12 protein-coding genes are annotated in these 13630 nt (G+C 70.5%); 3 read left to right on the top strand and 9 right to left on the bottom strand.

The window, feature by feature from the left end; translation table 11 throughout:
- Positions 1 to 15: 15 nt before the first annotated feature.
- From OHS18_RS43805 to OHS18_RS43790, 4 genes are read right to left on the bottom strand one after another with little or no spacing between them, the layout of a single operon-like run.
- The gene (locus tag OHS18_RS43805) at positions 16 to 1380 is read right to left on the bottom strand and encodes a GH1 family beta-glucosidase (RefSeq protein WP_328614778.1); all 1365 of its coding nucleotides are present in this window, start codon (positions 1378 to 1380) and stop codon (positions 16 to 18) included.
- An 18-nt stretch (positions 1381 to 1398) separates the two neighbouring features.
- The gene (locus OHS18_RS43800; RefSeq protein WP_328442658.1) at positions 1399 to 2283 is read right to left on the bottom strand and encodes a carbohydrate ABC transporter permease; all 885 of its coding nucleotides are present in this window, start codon (positions 2281 to 2283) and stop codon (positions 1399 to 1401) included.
- Between the two features lie 9 nt (positions 2284 to 2292).
- Complete coding sequence (locus OHS18_RS43795; protein WP_328442659.1) at positions 2293 to 3228, bottom strand: carbohydrate ABC transporter permease; 936 nt, start codon at positions 3226 to 3228, stop codon at positions 2293 to 2295.
- On the bottom strand, positions 3225 to 4493 hold the full coding sequence (locus OHS18_RS43790) for an ABC transporter substrate-binding protein (RefSeq protein WP_328442660.1): 1269 nt from the start codon (positions 4491 to 4493) through the stop codon (positions 3225 to 3227). The genes OHS18_RS43795 and OHS18_RS43790 overlap by 4 nt, the downstream gene beginning before the upstream one ends.
- Positions 4494 to 4697: 204 nt before the next feature.
- Between OHS18_RS43790 and OHS18_RS43785 the strand changes: the two genes are divergently transcribed.
- Complete coding sequence (locus tag OHS18_RS43785) at positions 4698 to 5735, top strand: LacI family DNA-binding transcriptional regulator (protein ID WP_328614777.1); 1038 nt, start codon at positions 4698 to 4700, stop codon at positions 5733 to 5735.
- A 16-nt stretch (positions 5736 to 5751) separates the two neighbouring features.
- Here the strand turns inward: OHS18_RS43785 and OHS18_RS43780 are convergent, their stop codons facing one another.
- Positions 5752 to 6786, bottom strand: coding sequence for an SDR family oxidoreductase (locus OHS18_RS43780; RefSeq protein ID WP_328614776.1), 1035 nt, complete (start codon positions 6784 to 6786; stop codon positions 5752 to 5754).
- A gap of 139 nt (positions 6787 to 6925) precedes the next feature.
- On the opposite strand from OHS18_RS43780, the gene OHS18_RS43775 reads away from it, so the two are divergent.
- Positions 6926 to 7753, top strand: coding sequence for a helix-turn-helix domain-containing protein (locus OHS18_RS43775; RefSeq protein ID WP_328614775.1), 828 nt, complete (start codon positions 6926 to 6928; stop codon positions 7751 to 7753).
- Here OHS18_RS43775 and OHS18_RS43770 read toward each other — a convergent pair.
- The 3 genes from OHS18_RS43770 to OHS18_RS43760 form a co-directional block, all read right to left on the bottom strand.
- Positions 7743 to 8849 carry an FAD-dependent oxidoreductase gene (locus tag OHS18_RS43770; RefSeq protein WP_328614774.1) on the bottom strand — a complete coding sequence of 369 codons (1107 nt, stop codon included), beginning with the start codon at positions 8847 to 8849 and terminating at the stop codon, positions 7743 to 7745. The genes OHS18_RS43775 and OHS18_RS43770 overlap by 11 nt on opposite strands.
- Before the next feature lie 79 nt (positions 8850 to 8928).
- Positions 8929 to 9903 carry a ferritin-like domain-containing protein gene (locus OHS18_RS43765; protein ID WP_328442665.1) on the bottom strand — a complete coding sequence of 325 codons (975 nt, stop codon included), beginning with the start codon at positions 9901 to 9903 and terminating at the stop codon, positions 8929 to 8931.
- 116 nt (positions 9904 to 10019) lie between these two features.
- Positions 10020 to 11261, bottom strand: a complete 1242-nt coding sequence (locus OHS18_RS43760) for an aminotransferase class I/II-fold pyridoxal phosphate-dependent enzyme (RefSeq protein WP_328614773.1) — start codon at positions 11259 to 11261, stop codon at positions 10020 to 10022.
- Positions 11262 to 11324: 63 nt separating this feature from the next.
- Between OHS18_RS43760 and OHS18_RS43755 the strand changes: the two genes are divergently transcribed.
- Positions 11325 to 11801: a hypothetical protein gene (locus OHS18_RS43755; RefSeq protein ID WP_328614772.1), complete on the top strand. Its 477-nt coding sequence runs from the start codon at positions 11325 to 11327 to the stop codon at positions 11799 to 11801.
- 561 nt (positions 11802 to 12362) lie between these two features.
- Here the strand turns inward: OHS18_RS43755 and OHS18_RS43750 are convergent.
- Positions 12363 to 13592 carry an HNH endonuclease signature motif containing protein gene (locus OHS18_RS43750; protein WP_328614771.1) on the bottom strand — a complete coding sequence of 410 codons (1230 nt, stop codon included), beginning with the start codon at positions 13590 to 13592 and terminating at the stop codon, positions 12363 to 12365.
- Positions 13593 to 13630 lie beyond the last annotated feature (38 nt).

Here is a 13630-nt window from a genome sequence, read left to right as displayed (position 1 = left end):
GAGGCCTTCACGGCATTACGGGGTGCTCTGGGCCGCGATGTGGTCGCGGTACCAGCGGTAACTCGCCCTCGGCGTCCGGCGCTGGGTCTCGTAGTCGACGTGCACCAGGCCGAAGCGGTGCTTGTAGCCGTGGGCCCACTCGAAGTTGTCCAGCAGTGACCAGGCGAAGTAGCCGCGCAGGTCGACGCCCGCGTCGATCGCTTCCTGGGCCGCCGCCAGGTGGTCGCTCAGGAACGTGATGCGCTCGTAGTCGGCGAAGTCGCTGCGGTCCGGGTAGACGCAGCCGTTCTCGGTGACGTACAGCGGCGGCAGGTCCGGGTAGCCGTTGTGCAGCGCGACCAGGGCTTCGGTGAGGCCCTCCGGCTCGACCGGCCAGCCCATCCCGGTGCGCGGGACGTCCGGCAGGCGGGTCGTGTCGACGCCGATGTCGGCGAGGGTCCGCCGCGCCGGGTCCGGCTCGCGCGGGGGCGCGTCCGCGACGTGCTGCCGGTAGTAGTAGTTGACGCCCAGGTAGTCCAGCGGCACGCCGATCGTTTCCAGGTCGCCGTCGTGGCGGAACGAGAAGTCCGACGCGGCCCCGAACATCGCTTTCAGGCCCGGCGCGTACCGGCCGCCGAACAACGGCTCGGTGAACTGCCGGCGCAGCAACGTGTCCTGCCGCGCGGCCGCCGCGGCGTCGGCCGCCGAGTCCGTCACCGGCACCGCCGGGGACTGGTTGAGCACGACGCCGAACCGGTGCGTGTGCGCCGCCTGCGCCCGCATCGCCTGCACCGCCAGGCCGTGGCCGAGCAGCAGGTGGTGGGCGGCGGCGAGTGCGCCGTGGCCCTCCTTCGCCCCGGGCGCGTGCCGGCCCTCGCCGTAACCCGCGACCGCGCACGGGTACGGCTCGTTGAGCGTCGTCCAGTGGTCGACGAGGTCACCCAGCTCCTCGTGGACCAGCGCGGCGTAGTCGGCGAACCGGTGGGCCGTGTCCCGCGCCCGCCAGCCGCCTTCGTCCTCCAGGGCTTGGGGCAGGTCCCAGTGGTAGAGCGTCAGGAACGGCTCGATCCCGTGGTCCCGCAACCCTTCCACCAGCCGCCGGTAGAAGTGCAGGCCGCGCCACTCGACGCGGCCGCGGCCCTCCGGCTGCACCCGGGGCCACGACACGGAGAACCGGTAGGAGTCGACGCCGAGCTCGCCGAGCAGCTCGAGATCCTGCTCCCAGCGTTCGTAGTGCTCGGCCGCGGGCTCGCCGGTGTCGCCACCGGCGATCGCCCCCGGCGTGGCGGCGAAAGTGTCCCAAATGGACGGTCCACGGCCGTCCGCGCGGGTGGCGCCCTCGATCTGGAACGCCGATGTGGCCACACCCCAGCGGAAGCCGGGCGGGAAACTGGAAGTCACGGATCTCTCCCGGGAGACTCAGCCCTTGAGCGCGCCCTGCATGATGCCGCCGACGATCTGGCGGCCGAACAGCAGGAACACGACGAGGACGGGGATGGTGCCGAGGGTTGCGGCGGTGAGCACGAGCGTGTAGTCGGTGGTGTACCCACTGGCCAGAGTGGACAGTGCGGTCTGGACGGTCGGGTTCTCCGGCACCAGCACCACCAGCGGCCAGAAGAAGTCGTTCCACGCCTGCATGAACGTGAACAGGCCGAGCACCGCCGCGGCCGGGCGGGCCGTGGGCAGCGCGACGTGCCAGAACAGCCGCAGCGAGCCGCAGCCGTCCATCCGCCCGGCTTCCAGCAGTTCCAGCGGCAGTGCCCGCTCGAAGTACTGGCGCATGAAGAACACGCCGAACGCGGTCACCAGGCCGGGCACGATGACCGCCTGCAGCTGCCCGGCCCAGCCGAAGTCGGCCATCATGATGTAGAGCGGCACGACACCCAGCTCGGTCGGGATCGCCTGGGTGGCGACCACCAGGAGCAGCAGCAGGGTGCGGCCGCGGAAGCGCATCTTGGCGAAGGCGAACCCGGCGAGCGTCGAGAACAGCACCACCGAGAGCGTGATGGTGCCCGAGACGATCACCGAGTTCGCCAGCGCCAGCCCGAAGTTCGTCTCGTCGAAGACCCGGGCGATGTTCTCGAACAGGTGCCCGCCCGGCACCAGCACCGGCGGCACGCTGCCCACCGCGTCCGGCGTCTGCGACGAGACGACGAACGACCAGTAGACCGGGAACGCCGAGCCGGCCAGGATCGCGATCAGCGCGGCGTAGGTCCACGGGCTGGTGACGCGCTGGGTGAACCGCCGCGTCCGGCTGGGCGGCCGGGCCGCGGCGGGGGGTGCCGAGGTCAGCACGGTGGACATGTCCGCTCCTCAATCGGTCTGGATGCGCCGGGTCACCAGGTACGCCACGCCCGCCACGAGCATCGTGGCGATCGCCAGCAGCAGCGCCACCGCGGAGCTGTAGCCGAAGTCGTACTTGCTGAAACCCTGTTCGTAGAGGTAGAGCGCGGCGGTCTGGAACTGCCGGTCGGACCCGCCGGTCGCGGCCGCGGTGCCCGGGTTGAACAACAGCGGCTCGGCGAGCAGCCGCATGTTCCCGGTCGTCGCGATCACCGTGGAGAAGATGATCTGCGGCCGCAGCAGCGGCACGGTGATCCGCAGGAACTGCTGGTGCCCCTTCGCGCCGTCGAGCGTCGCGGCCTCGTACAGGCTCGACGGGATCGCCTGCATCGACGCCAGGAAGATCAGCGCGTGGTAACCGGTCCAGCGCCAGACGACCATCGACGCGATCGCGGCGTGCGAGCTGGCCGTGCCCGCCTGCCAGTCGACGTGCCCGGCGCCGAACCAGCTCAGCACCCAGTTCACCAGCCCGAAGTCCCGGCCGAACAGCTGCGCGAAGATGATCGTGACCGCCGCCACCGAGGTGATGTTCGGCAGGATCATGCCGGTCCGGAACAGCGTCCGGCCGCGCAGCCTGCGGTTGAGCAGGTGCGCGATGCCGAGCGCGAACAGGATCTGCGGGATCGTGGTCAGCAGCCACAGGCTGACCGTGTTCCCCATCGCGTTCCAGAAGTACGGGTCGTGGAACAGCAGCTGCCGGTAGTTCTCCAGCCCGATGAACTTCGCGCCTTCGGCGTCGAGCAGGTTCCGCTTCTGCAGCGACACGAAAGCCGTGTACAGCAACGGGAACAACCCGAAGACGCCGAAGATCAGGAAGTACGGGCTGATGAAACCGAACGGTGAGAGCTTGACGTCCCAGTTCGCCCGCCGGTCGGCGAAGCTCAGCTTCGGCACGGGAGCCGTCACTTGAGCTTCGCGACGTCACCGACCAGCTGCTGCCACGCCGCCGCGCCGTCCTGCTTGCCCTGCTCGACGCGCTGCATCGCGTTGCCGAACTCGGTCTGCACATCGCCGGCCTTCGGGCCCTGGTACTGCGGGTTCAGGTTCTTCGCCGCGTCGGTGAAGAGCTTGCCGACGGGCGCGTTGTTGAAGAACGGGTTCGTGTAGGAAGTGATCTTCGGGTCGGTGTAGAGCGACGGCGTCGAGGGCAGCAGGCCCTGGCTGGTGAACACCTTCGCCTGCTGCTCGGGCGCGGTCAGCCAGGCGGCGAGGTCGGCGGCTTCGGCGGTGTGCTTGCCCTGCTTGGGTACGGTCAGGTACGAGCCGCCCCAGTTGCCGCCGCCACCGGGCACGCTGGCGACGTCCCACTTGCCGGCGGTGTCCGGCGCCTGGTCCTTGATCTTGGTCATCATCCAGGCCGGGCAGGTGACGGTGGCGAACTGGCCCTGGGTGAAGCCGGTGTTCCAGGTCGGCGTGCTGTAGAGCAGGCCGGCGCTCAGGTTCGCCTTGACGGCGTCGACGACCTGGTCCCAGCCGGTCCGCAGCGCCGGGTTGCTGTCGACGACGAGCTGGTCGCTGGTGTCGTAGTAACCGGTCGGGGCCTGGCCGAAGATCGCGTTGAGCACGGTCGGGCCGCCGTCCATCCACTTGACGCCGCCCGGCGCGTTGGCCTGGAAGCGCTTGCCCGCGTCGAAGAACGCCTGCCAGGTCGGCCAGAGTGCGGAGACGGCCTCGCGGTCGGCGGGCAGGCCGGCGGCCTGGAGCAGGTCACGGCGGTAGCAGATGGCCAGGCCGCCGACGTCGGTGCCGTAGCCGATCTGCTGGCCGCCCTTGGCCAGCGACGCCGACCACTTCCAGCCGAGCCAGCGGTCCTTGAGCTTGTCGCCGCCGACGGTGTTGAGGTCGACGAACTTGTCCGGCGTCGCCTTGAACTGGGCGACGTAGCCGGTGTCGATGGCCTCGATGTCCGCGGCCCCGCCACCGGTGGCCAGGTGCGCGGCCAGGTTCTTGTGGTGGTCGGAGTAGGCGGCGGTGCGCTCGGTGATCTCGATGTTCGGGTGCGCCGCCTGGTACTCCTTGATCAGGTCGGTGTACCCGAAGTTGCCGAACAGCCCGAGGCTGAGCTTGATCTTGCCGCCGCTCCCGCCGTCACCGCCGCTGCAGGCGCTCAGGACGGTGATGGCGGCCAGCACGGCCACCAGGACCATGCGGGTTCTCGTGTTCGGGCGCATGAGATCTCCGTTGTTCTGCTGAAAGCGCGCGGAAACACCGCGGCCGCCGGGAACGAGTCTCCGGGGGCCGGGCGAGAATGTGGCCTCTATGAGAGCGCTCCCAGTGCGTCGCCGTCAAGTAACGAAACGATAACGCCATCTCAAATTTTCGAAGCAGGGGCCGATGTGCTAGGTATGTAACCGGTTACAGCCGAAGGAGCCACCATGGTCACCGCCCGCGAAATCGCCGAGCTCTGCGGCGTCTCCGTCGCCACCGTTTCCCGGGTCTTCAACCAGCCGACCTCGGTCAGCGGGCCGACCCGCGAACGCGTCGAGCGGGTCGCCCGCGAGCTCGACTTCTCCCCCAACGAGTCGGCGCGCGCGTTGTCCCGCAAGCAGTCGGCGATGATCGGGCTGGTCTGGGACACCGATCACCGGCGGCCCGGCTGGCGCCACCCGTTCCTGCAGGACCTGTTGCTGGGCTTGAAATCCGCGCTCAGCTCGCACGGTTACCACCTGCTGATGCTCGCCACGAGCGACGACGCGCGCAGCCGCACCCCCGGCGTCTCGCTGGCCGACCCGGTCGCCTACGTCCGCATGACGCGGCAGCACCACCTCGCCGGGCTGGTGCTGATCGACAGCGGTTCGGACGCGGAGGCGTTCACGGCGTTCGCCCGGTCCGGCTTGCCGTGTGTGGCGCTCGACGTCGCGATCGCCGGTCCTAAAGCGACATACGTGACGTCCGACAACGTCCGCGGCGCCGCGGACGTCGTCCGGCACCTCGCCGGGCTCGGCCACCGCCGGATCGCGACGCTGACCGGCCCGCGCGACAACGCCCCGGCGGCCGAGCGCACCCGGGGCTACCGGGAGGGCCTCGCCGCGGCGGGCCTCGAGGCCCGCGACGACTACGTCGTGTCCGGGGACTACTACCGCGAGAGCGGTTTTGTCGGCATGCGCCGGCTCCTGGCCCGCAAGGAACCGCCGACGGCGGTCTTCGCGGCGAGCGACGAGATGGCGGTGGGCGCCCTGCTCGCGGCCCGCGCGACGGGCCTGCGCGTGCCGGACGACCTGGCGGTGGTCGGCTTCGACGACATCGAAGTCGCGTCCCTGGTGGACCCGGCGCTGACGACGGTCGCCCAGGACAAACCGGGCTTCGGCACGGCCGCCGCCGAGGCGCTGCTGAAGATGATCGAGACGGACGAGGCCCCGGAACCGGTGCTGCTGCCGACCAGGCTGGTGGTCCGCGACTCGTGCGGCGCCTAGCGCCACTTTCCTTGCGTCAGGCCGAAACCCGCGCTGTGCGCAGCATGCTTTCGCCGGCGGCCACGACCGCCTCCGCCGACTCGCGCGGCGTCCAGCCCAGCACCGAGCGGGCCTTCTCGTGGGAGATCTTCTTGACGAAGCCGAGTTCGGCCGCGATGGTCCGGAACTCCGCCGAGAAGACGGCGCCCGCGCGCACGACGAAGTTCGGGATGGTGCGGGTCGGCACCTTCTTCGCGCTCTCGCCGAAGTTCTCCTTGAGCAGCGCGCCGATCTCCTTCATCGCCATCGAGGGACCGCCGGCGAGCAGGAACCGCTGCCCCGCGGCGCCGTCGGCGGTCATCGCCAGCACGTGCGCGCTCGCCACGTCGCGGACGTCGACGATCGGGAGGTACAGGTCCGGGTAGCCGGGGATCTTGCCCTCGAGCAGCCGCTGCACGAGGTGGTTGGCGCCGGAGACCTCCCGGCCCATGACCGGGCCCATGACGGCGACGGGCAGGACCGTCGCCAGCTCCAGGGCCCCGCCCTCGTCGCGGACGAAGTCCCACGCGGCGCGCTCGGCGAGGATCTTGCTCTTGCCGTAGGCGTCCACGCCGGGCCCGTCGAGCACGGACCAGTCGTCCTCGGTGAAGGCCCGGTCGATGTGCGGGTGCCCGAAGCCGACCGCGTGGAACGCCGAGGTGAGCACCACACGCCCGACCCCGCCGTCCCGGGCGGCGCGCAGCACGCGGAGGGTGCCGTTGCGGGCGGGGGCGATGACGTCGTCCTCGTTCGCGACCTTGCCCGGCTGAACCGGCGACGCCACGTGGAGGACGAAGTCGCAGCCGTCGACCGCCTCGGCCCAGCCGCGGTCGTCGGTGAGGTCGGCGGCCACGAAGCTCAGCGCGCCGCCGCGCGTCATGCCGGCGTCGGTGAGCACCGCGCGGACGGCCTGCTCCTTCGCGAGCGACCGCACCGTGGTGCGCACCCGGTACCCCTGCTCCAGGAGCTGGAGGATGCAGTGCCCGGCGATGAAGCCCGAGCCGCCGGTGACGAGAACCCGCTGCGTGTTCATGTGTTCGTTCCCATCGAAAGCGTCGTGACGGTCATGGTGCCGACGATCCACCGGGGGAAGCACCCGTGCCAGTGCTCCGCTCAGCCGGGGGGATGACAGGACCCCCCACATCGGGTGACCTCGGCTTATCGTGGGGCCCATGGCCGACGACCGGAACCAGCTGGGCGCGTTCCTGCGGGCGCGCCGCGAGCTCGTCACGCCCGAAGAGGCGGGGGTTCCCGTGGTGGGGCCGCGCCGGGTGCCCGGTCTGCGGCGCGAGGAGGTCGCGATGCTGGCCGGGATCAGCGCCGACTACTACCTGCGGCTGGAACGCGGCCGCGACCGCAGCCCGTCCGCGCAGGTCCTGCGGTCCTTGGCCCGGGTGCTCCGCCTGGACGACGACTCGACGGCGTACCTGCTCGGCCTCGCCGGGGACACGCCTCGCCGGCCGCGGCGGCGGCGCCGGGAAACCGTGCCGCCCAGCACCGCCGCGTTCCTGGCGTTGCTGCCCGTGCCCGCGTTCATCGAAGGCCGCTACCTGGACGTCCTGGCCGCCAATCCCCTGGCCACCGCCCTGTCCCCCTGCCTGGTCCCCGGGGCCAACCGGCTCCGCGACGTCCTGCTCGACCCCGGCGAGCAGGCGCTGTTCGCCGGCTGGGAGCGAGCGGCGGAGGTGCTGGTCGCGCACCTGCGCGAAGCGGCCGGCACGGACACCGACGACGCCCGGTTCGTCGAGCTCGTCGGCGAGCTCTCCCTGGCCAGCCCGCTCTTCCGCCGCCTGTGGGCCCGCCACGACGTCCGCGCGCGGACAGCGGCCGCGATCACCTTCCACCACCCGCAGGTCGGCGAAATCACCCTGAACCGGGAGAAACTCCTGGTCAGCGGCACTGATGGGGTCATGCTGGTCGCCTACCACGCCACGCCTGGCACGGAGGCGGACAAGCTGGCGTTGCTCGGCGCGACGGTGGCGGACCGCGTCAGCCGGTGATCTTCGCGTCCCAGTCGATGTGGTGCGAGTACAGCCAGTCACGCTCTTCGCCGACGTCCTGGCCCGCGCTGGCCGCCACCAGCTTCTCGACCCGCTCGCGCCGCAGTCCCTCGTACGCGGCGAACGCCGAGGCCGGGTCCGGCAGGTCACGCAGGCACTTCGCCAGCACGACGCTGTCTTCCAGGGCCATCGACGCGCCCTGGCCCGCGGCCGGCGAAGCCGCGTGGGCGGCGTCGCCGACCAGCACCATCTCCGGCGTCGACCAGACGCGCGTTTCGGGGACGTCGTAGGAGTGGCCGCCGAAGACCTCGTCGCCCGTGGCCGCGATGATGTCCGCGCAGGGCAACGGTTCCCCGGCGAACGCGGCGTGCGCGAACTCGCGCCAGCCGGCCGGGGTGACCGCCGCGATCTCGGCGCGGGGCCGCTCCTCGTCCGGGACGCGGGCGAACCAGAACGTCGCGCCGTCCGGGTCGGTCGTGAAGCCGAAGGCCGCCTTGCTGCCGCGGACCATCCGGTAGATCCCCGGCGCCGACGGCAGTCCGCCGGCGCGCGTGTAGCCGTAGACGACGGTCAGCCCGGTGTAGCGCGGCTCGTCGGCGGCCGGGTCGATCAGGCGCCGCACCACCGAGCGCAGGCCGTCGGCGCCGACGAGGACGTCACTCGATTCGGTGACGCCGTCGGCGAATTCCGCCGTGACGCCGCTCGGGCCGGCCTTGGCCCCGGTCAGGCGCCGGCCGCGCTCGAGGGTGATGCCCCGGCGCGCGGCTTCGTCCTGCAGGACGCGGTAGAGCGTCGCGCGGGTCAGCGTGCGCGGGCCGTCCAGGCCTTCGGTGTCGAATTCCCGCCGTCCCACGGTTTCCCCGGTCGGGACGACGAGCTCGACGCCGTACGCGGCGAAGGACGCGTCGATCACCGGGCCGTCGGCGCCGATCGCCCGCAGGGCGTCCATGCCGTTGTGCATGAGCGTCAGGAACGCGCCGATGTCTTCCCCGCCCGAAGCGTAGGCCTCGAACACGACCGGGTCGTGTCCCGCCAGCTTCAGCGCCATCGCCGTGACCGTGCCGGAAATCCCGCCACCCGCGACCAGTACCCGCACCCCGCGCCCCCCGAGAAACTCCGCTGTGAACTCCGCATGCCGCCGTGCACGACGTTACCGTGACGGCGGCACGCGGCGCTCACTCCTTGGCACCGCTGGTGGCGATGTCGCCGTTGAGGCCGCGGGGGTAGAAGCCGCCCGAGGAGACCTTGTCCGGGTTGAGGTAGGCGATGTTGAGCACGCGGTCGGCGGAGCGGCCGAACGCGATGCCGTTGGCGTCCGCGGGGACGAGGTTGGCCTTGCCGTCCTTGAGCACGCCTTCGTCGTCGTCCGCCTTGCCGTCGAGGCTGTCGCGGGCGTCGGAGATCTTGTTGGTGACGTCGCCGAGGCCGCGTTCGAACAGCTGCGAGCGCACGATGCCCGCGTGGTACGCCTCGACCGCGAGGATGCCGGCCGCCGCGTCGAGGAACGTCTTGTTGTTGACCAGCGGCGCCGCGCCCTTGTACGCCGAGACACCGACGTCCTCGAAGAGGTAGGCCGCGAGCAGGAAATTGTTCTCGCTCGCGAACGGGTCGAACGTCTGCTGCATGTTGATGACCCCGGCCGCCTGCATGGCGGCGGTGAAGCTGTTCTGGAAGTCGATCTCGGGCTGCGCGACGGCGGCCTTGTCCAGCGCCTTGCGCAGGAAGGTGACGTGGGCGACCTCGTCACCCGCGATCTCCTGCACGATCTGCTTGGTGTGCTCGCTCTTGAACTTCACCGCGTGCCCGCCGGAGACCTTGCCGAGGTTGCCGACGCCGTTGATGTACTTGTCGTTCAGCCCGTAGCCGTAGACCGCGAACGAGTAGAGGTTCGCTTCCAGGTACTCCAGGTTGAGCGCGAAGTTCAGCACTGCGGCGTCGCTCGCCGCCTCCTTCGCGGCGTCACCTCCCTGCGCACCGTATTGCGAAGTCGCGCCGGCCGAGCCGAGGCCCAAGGACAGCGCAGTGCCGAGCGCACCGGCGCCCGCGACGCCGAGCCCCGCCGCTCCCGCAGCCTTGAGGAAGCGGCGGCGGTCGGTCGCGTTCTCCGCGCTGCGCTCGATCAGCTGCTGTGTGTAGCGTTTTCCGAACACCGGGGGACGTCCTCTCGTGACGAGTTCGTCCACCTCACCCACCGGTCATACGTACCCGGACGGCCCCCGGCTCGGTCAAAACGGAAAAAAGTTCTTGCCGGTTTTGTTTGCCCTGGTCAGGACCGCTGAGCCGCGGCGAGCCGGACGCAGACGGCCAGCGCGCGGACGGCCTCTTCGACGTCGGCGAGCTCCGGGAAGGTCGGCGCGATGCGGATGACGGCGTCGGCCGGGTCGTCGCCGTGCGGGTGGGTCGCCCCGGCGGGGGTCAGCGCGACCCCGGCCTCCTTGGCCAGCCGCACGACCTCCTTCGCGGTGCCCTCGGGCACGGTCAGCGAGACGAAGTAGCCTCCGGTCGGCTTGGTCCAGGACGCCAGGTCGCTGAGCTCTTCGGTGAGGATGCGCTCGACGGCCGCGAACTTCGGGCCGATGATCTCGGCGTGCTTGCGCATGTGCGCGCGGACGCCGTCCTCGTCCTTCAGGAACAGCGCGTGCCGCAGCTGGTTGACCTTGTCCGAGCCGATGGTGCGCTTGCCGATCAGGCCGGTCCACCAGGCGAGGTTGGCCTCGGACGCGCCGAAGAAGCCGACGCCGCCACCGGCGTAGGTGATCTTCGAGGTCGAGCCGAAGACGAACGGGCGGTCGGCGTGCCCGGCCTCGGCGCTGAGGGCGAGGATGTCGGCGAGGGCCGGCTCGTCGTCGGTCAGGTGGTGCACGGCGTAGGCGTTGTCCCAGAAGATCCGGAAGTCCGGCGCCGCGGTGGTCATCGAGGCGAGCCGCCGCACGACGTCGTCACTGAACGTGATGCCGGTCGGGTTGCTGTACTTCGGCACGCACCAGATGCCCTTGATGCCGGCGTCCTCGGCGACGAGGCGCTCGACGACGTCCATGTCGGGGCCTTCGTCGGTCATCGGGACCGGGATCAGCTCGATGCCGAACCGCTCGGTGAGCGCGAAGTGGCGGTCGTACCCCGGGACCGGGGCGAGGAACGCGACGCGCGGCTCGTCGGCCCAGCGGCGCTCGGCGCCGGGGACCTTGCCGAGCAGGGCGTGGACGACGGCGTCGTGCATCAGCTCGAGGCTGGAGTTGCCGGCGGCGAGCAGCTGCCCGGCCGGCACCTGGAGGGCGCCGGCGAAGATGCGCCGGAGCTCCGGCAGGCCCTTGAGGCCGCCGTAGTTGCGGACGTCGGTGCCGTCCTCGGCCTTGAAGGTGCCGTCACCGGGGAGGTCCAGCAGCGCGTTCGCGAGGTCGAGCTGCTTGGGGGACGGCTTGCCGCGGGTGATGTCGAGGGAGAGGCCGCGGTCGACGAGGGCCGCGTAGTCGGCGCGGGCCGTGTCGACGTCGACGGAAGCAGTGGTCATGGCGTCAACGCTAAACCCGGCGCCGATACCATTTCGGGGCGGGTCCTGGCTAGGGTGATCGGCGTGCATCTCGTCGTCCACGCCGACCAGCGCCAGTTCTCGGTCCGCGATTCCCGGTCGAAGCTGGACGGCAGCGGCTGGACCGCACAGGCGGTCGACCACCGGATCGCCGCGGAGCCGGGAGGCCTCGCGATCGTGACGGCGCGGTCGGACCTGGTGGAATCATCGGTGACGCTCGTTCCCGGCCCGCCTGCGCTGAGGGCCGAGGCCGAGCACGTGGTGGAAGCGGATCTTCCGGTGCCGAGCGGGAAACTCGTGATTTCCGGGCCCGCGGACTACCCGTCGCAGGAAAAGTTCTTCTCGGTGCTGCCCGGGCTGTACCGGGCGCGGGTGTCGTACGTCCCGGCGGGCCCGCCCGCGACCGAGTGGAACGAGCACGAGTTCGGCGAGCACTTCGAGTACGTGCTGGAGATGTGGCCGGTGTCGGCCCCCTCCGAGGTGGAAGTGCTGAGGCAGGGCGCGGCGGTCTGGGACGGTTAGTGCCGCGGGTCTGACAATGTGCTGGTCCAGGTGACTGCGGCATGGAGAACAGCCGGGCGCCCGCCGCGGGAGCCGCGGCGTTTGCGGTGCCCGGCTCGACGGATCGCCAGGTGCCGCATCAAGTGCGGGAACATCGATGCGTCCTCGGCTTGCCCGGACCGGTCAACGTCACCAGTGGTCGGCCGTTCCCGTCGACGAGGTGGGTGCACTGTGGTGCTTCAGGCGCCCCGGAACGCCTGATCGCGTGATTGGCGCCGCGGCTCTGAGGTGGCCGCGGGGTGTCGATGGAGGATTCGGGACGCTGGGCGTCCGGAAAGCTCCATCCACCAACGCTGAGGACTCGGCCGCTGCGCGGCTCTGACGGCGGCACCTTCAGGAAGCCTGGTGTTGCGCGTTGACGGCGGTCTGGCATCGCGTCCCAGGGCGGGGCCTGTTGATAGGGCTCGGCGAACGAACCGTTCCGCTCGTCGCAGGTGAGAAGGGACCTTCGGCTCGGACCTAGCACCGGGCATGGGTGTGGGCCCGGAGCCGATGGCTTCGGGCCTTTCCCTGTTCGGTTGGTCATGCCGCGAACGGCAGTGGTTGGTGGATGTTGTTGCGCCTGGGTTTTCGGCGCTTGTCCAGGAACGCCGGTGGCCGGAACTCGGGTAGGCCGTCGGCGGCGATGCTGACCTCCCAGCCGGAGCGGTGCAGCAGCCGGTGGTGGTGGGCGCACAGCAGAACCAGGTTGGTCAGGTCCGTGGGGCCGCCGTCGGCCCAGTGGCGGATGTGGTGGCCTTGGCAGTGCCGCGGCGGGCGGTGGCAACCGGGGAATGCGCAACCTCGGTCGCGCAGGAACAGGGCGCGGCGCAGCCCGGCGGAGATCAGGCGGCGCAGGCGGCCCAGGTTCAGGGGTTCGCTCTTCTCGCCCAGGACCGCCGGGATCAGCATGCTGTCGCAGGCGTGCACCCGGGCTTCGGCCGCGGTCATGGTGCCGGTGTCGCCGAGGGTGGCCCGGCCGACCCCGGACCGAAGGTCCGCCAGCGAAACCGCGACCATCACGTGGGCCCGTTCGCCGGCCTGCGTCGGCAGGTCCGGGGAGTTCAACGCGAGGTCGACGGCGTCGGAGAAGGCGTCGCCGTAGCGTTCCTGCGGAGAGCGGAAGTCGGCGCCGTCGTCAGCGGTGCGGCGCTCGGCCAGCGAGTCGAGCAGGGCACTGGCGCGGGCGCCGGTCTCCTCGTCGAGGCGACCGTTCAACTCCCAGACCCCGGATCTCTTACGGCGTAACGAAAGCTCCCGGGCAGGCACGGAAGGTTCGGCCTCATCGGGTTCGGCGCCATCAGGATCAAGGTGGGCCACGATCCGTGCCCCCAACGCAGCGACCTGCTTGTGCCCGGCCTCGGAAGCGAAGGACAGCAGGCTCCGCTCGGCGTCGTCGCGGCACTCGGACGGAACCTGCGCAAGAGCCTCGACAATGGCGTCGATCATCGGACTACTCAACGATCCACCAGCAGCCACACCCCCAGTGGCCGGAGCAACAGCGGGAACGGCACTGCCATCAAGAGCACGACCGGCATTGAGAGCCCGCGCCCGTTTCACCACACGATCAGCGGACGCCTTGGAAACATCGGCAAGATGCTCGAACAACCGAGCAACAGAACGATACCCAAACAGCTCCATCACACCACGAGACTCGATTTCCACCAGCAGCGAACCAATTTCAGCCTCAGCAGACCGCACAACACCGAGCAGCGAGCTGATGCGGTCGGCCAAGGCCACTGCATCCGCTTTCCACACCGCTTCGCCGTCCACACAACAAGATTACCGCCAAACGAACACGTGTTCATCAC

It is taken from the genome of Amycolatopsis sp. NBC_00355, assembly GCF_036104975.1.
Lineage (GTDB): Bacteria > Actinomycetota > Actinomycetes > Mycobacteriales > Pseudonocardiaceae > Amycolatopsis.
The sequence above is the reverse complement of the archived record's forward strand: the minus strand, read 5'-3'. Positions and strand labels throughout refer to the sequence as shown.

Excerpts from the sequence above, each read along its gene's own strand:
- OHS18_RS43800 (WP_328442658.1), bottom strand. The coding sequence starts at position 2,283 with ATGTCCACCGTGCTGACCTCGGCACCCCCCGCCGCGGCCCGGCCGCCC.
- OHS18_RS43790 (WP_328442660.1), bottom strand. The coding sequence starts at position 4,493 with ATGCGCCCGAACACGAGAACCCGCATGGTCCTGGTGGCCGTGCTGGCC.
- OHS18_RS43785 (WP_328614777.1), top strand. The coding sequence starts at position 4,698 with ATGGTCACCGCCCGCGAAATCGCCGAGCTCTGCGGCGTCTCCGTCGCC.
- OHS18_RS43780 (WP_328614776.1), bottom strand. The coding sequence starts at position 6,786 with ATGAACACGCAGCGGGTTCTCGTCACCGGCGGCTCGGGCTTCATCGCC.
- OHS18_RS43775 (WP_328614775.1), top strand. The coding sequence starts at position 6,926 with ATGGCCGACGACCGGAACCAGCTGGGCGCGTTCCTGCGGGCGCGCCGC.
- OHS18_RS43760 (WP_328614773.1), bottom strand. The coding sequence starts at position 11,261 with ATGACCACTGCTTCCGTCGACGTCGACACGGCCCGCGCCGACTACGCG.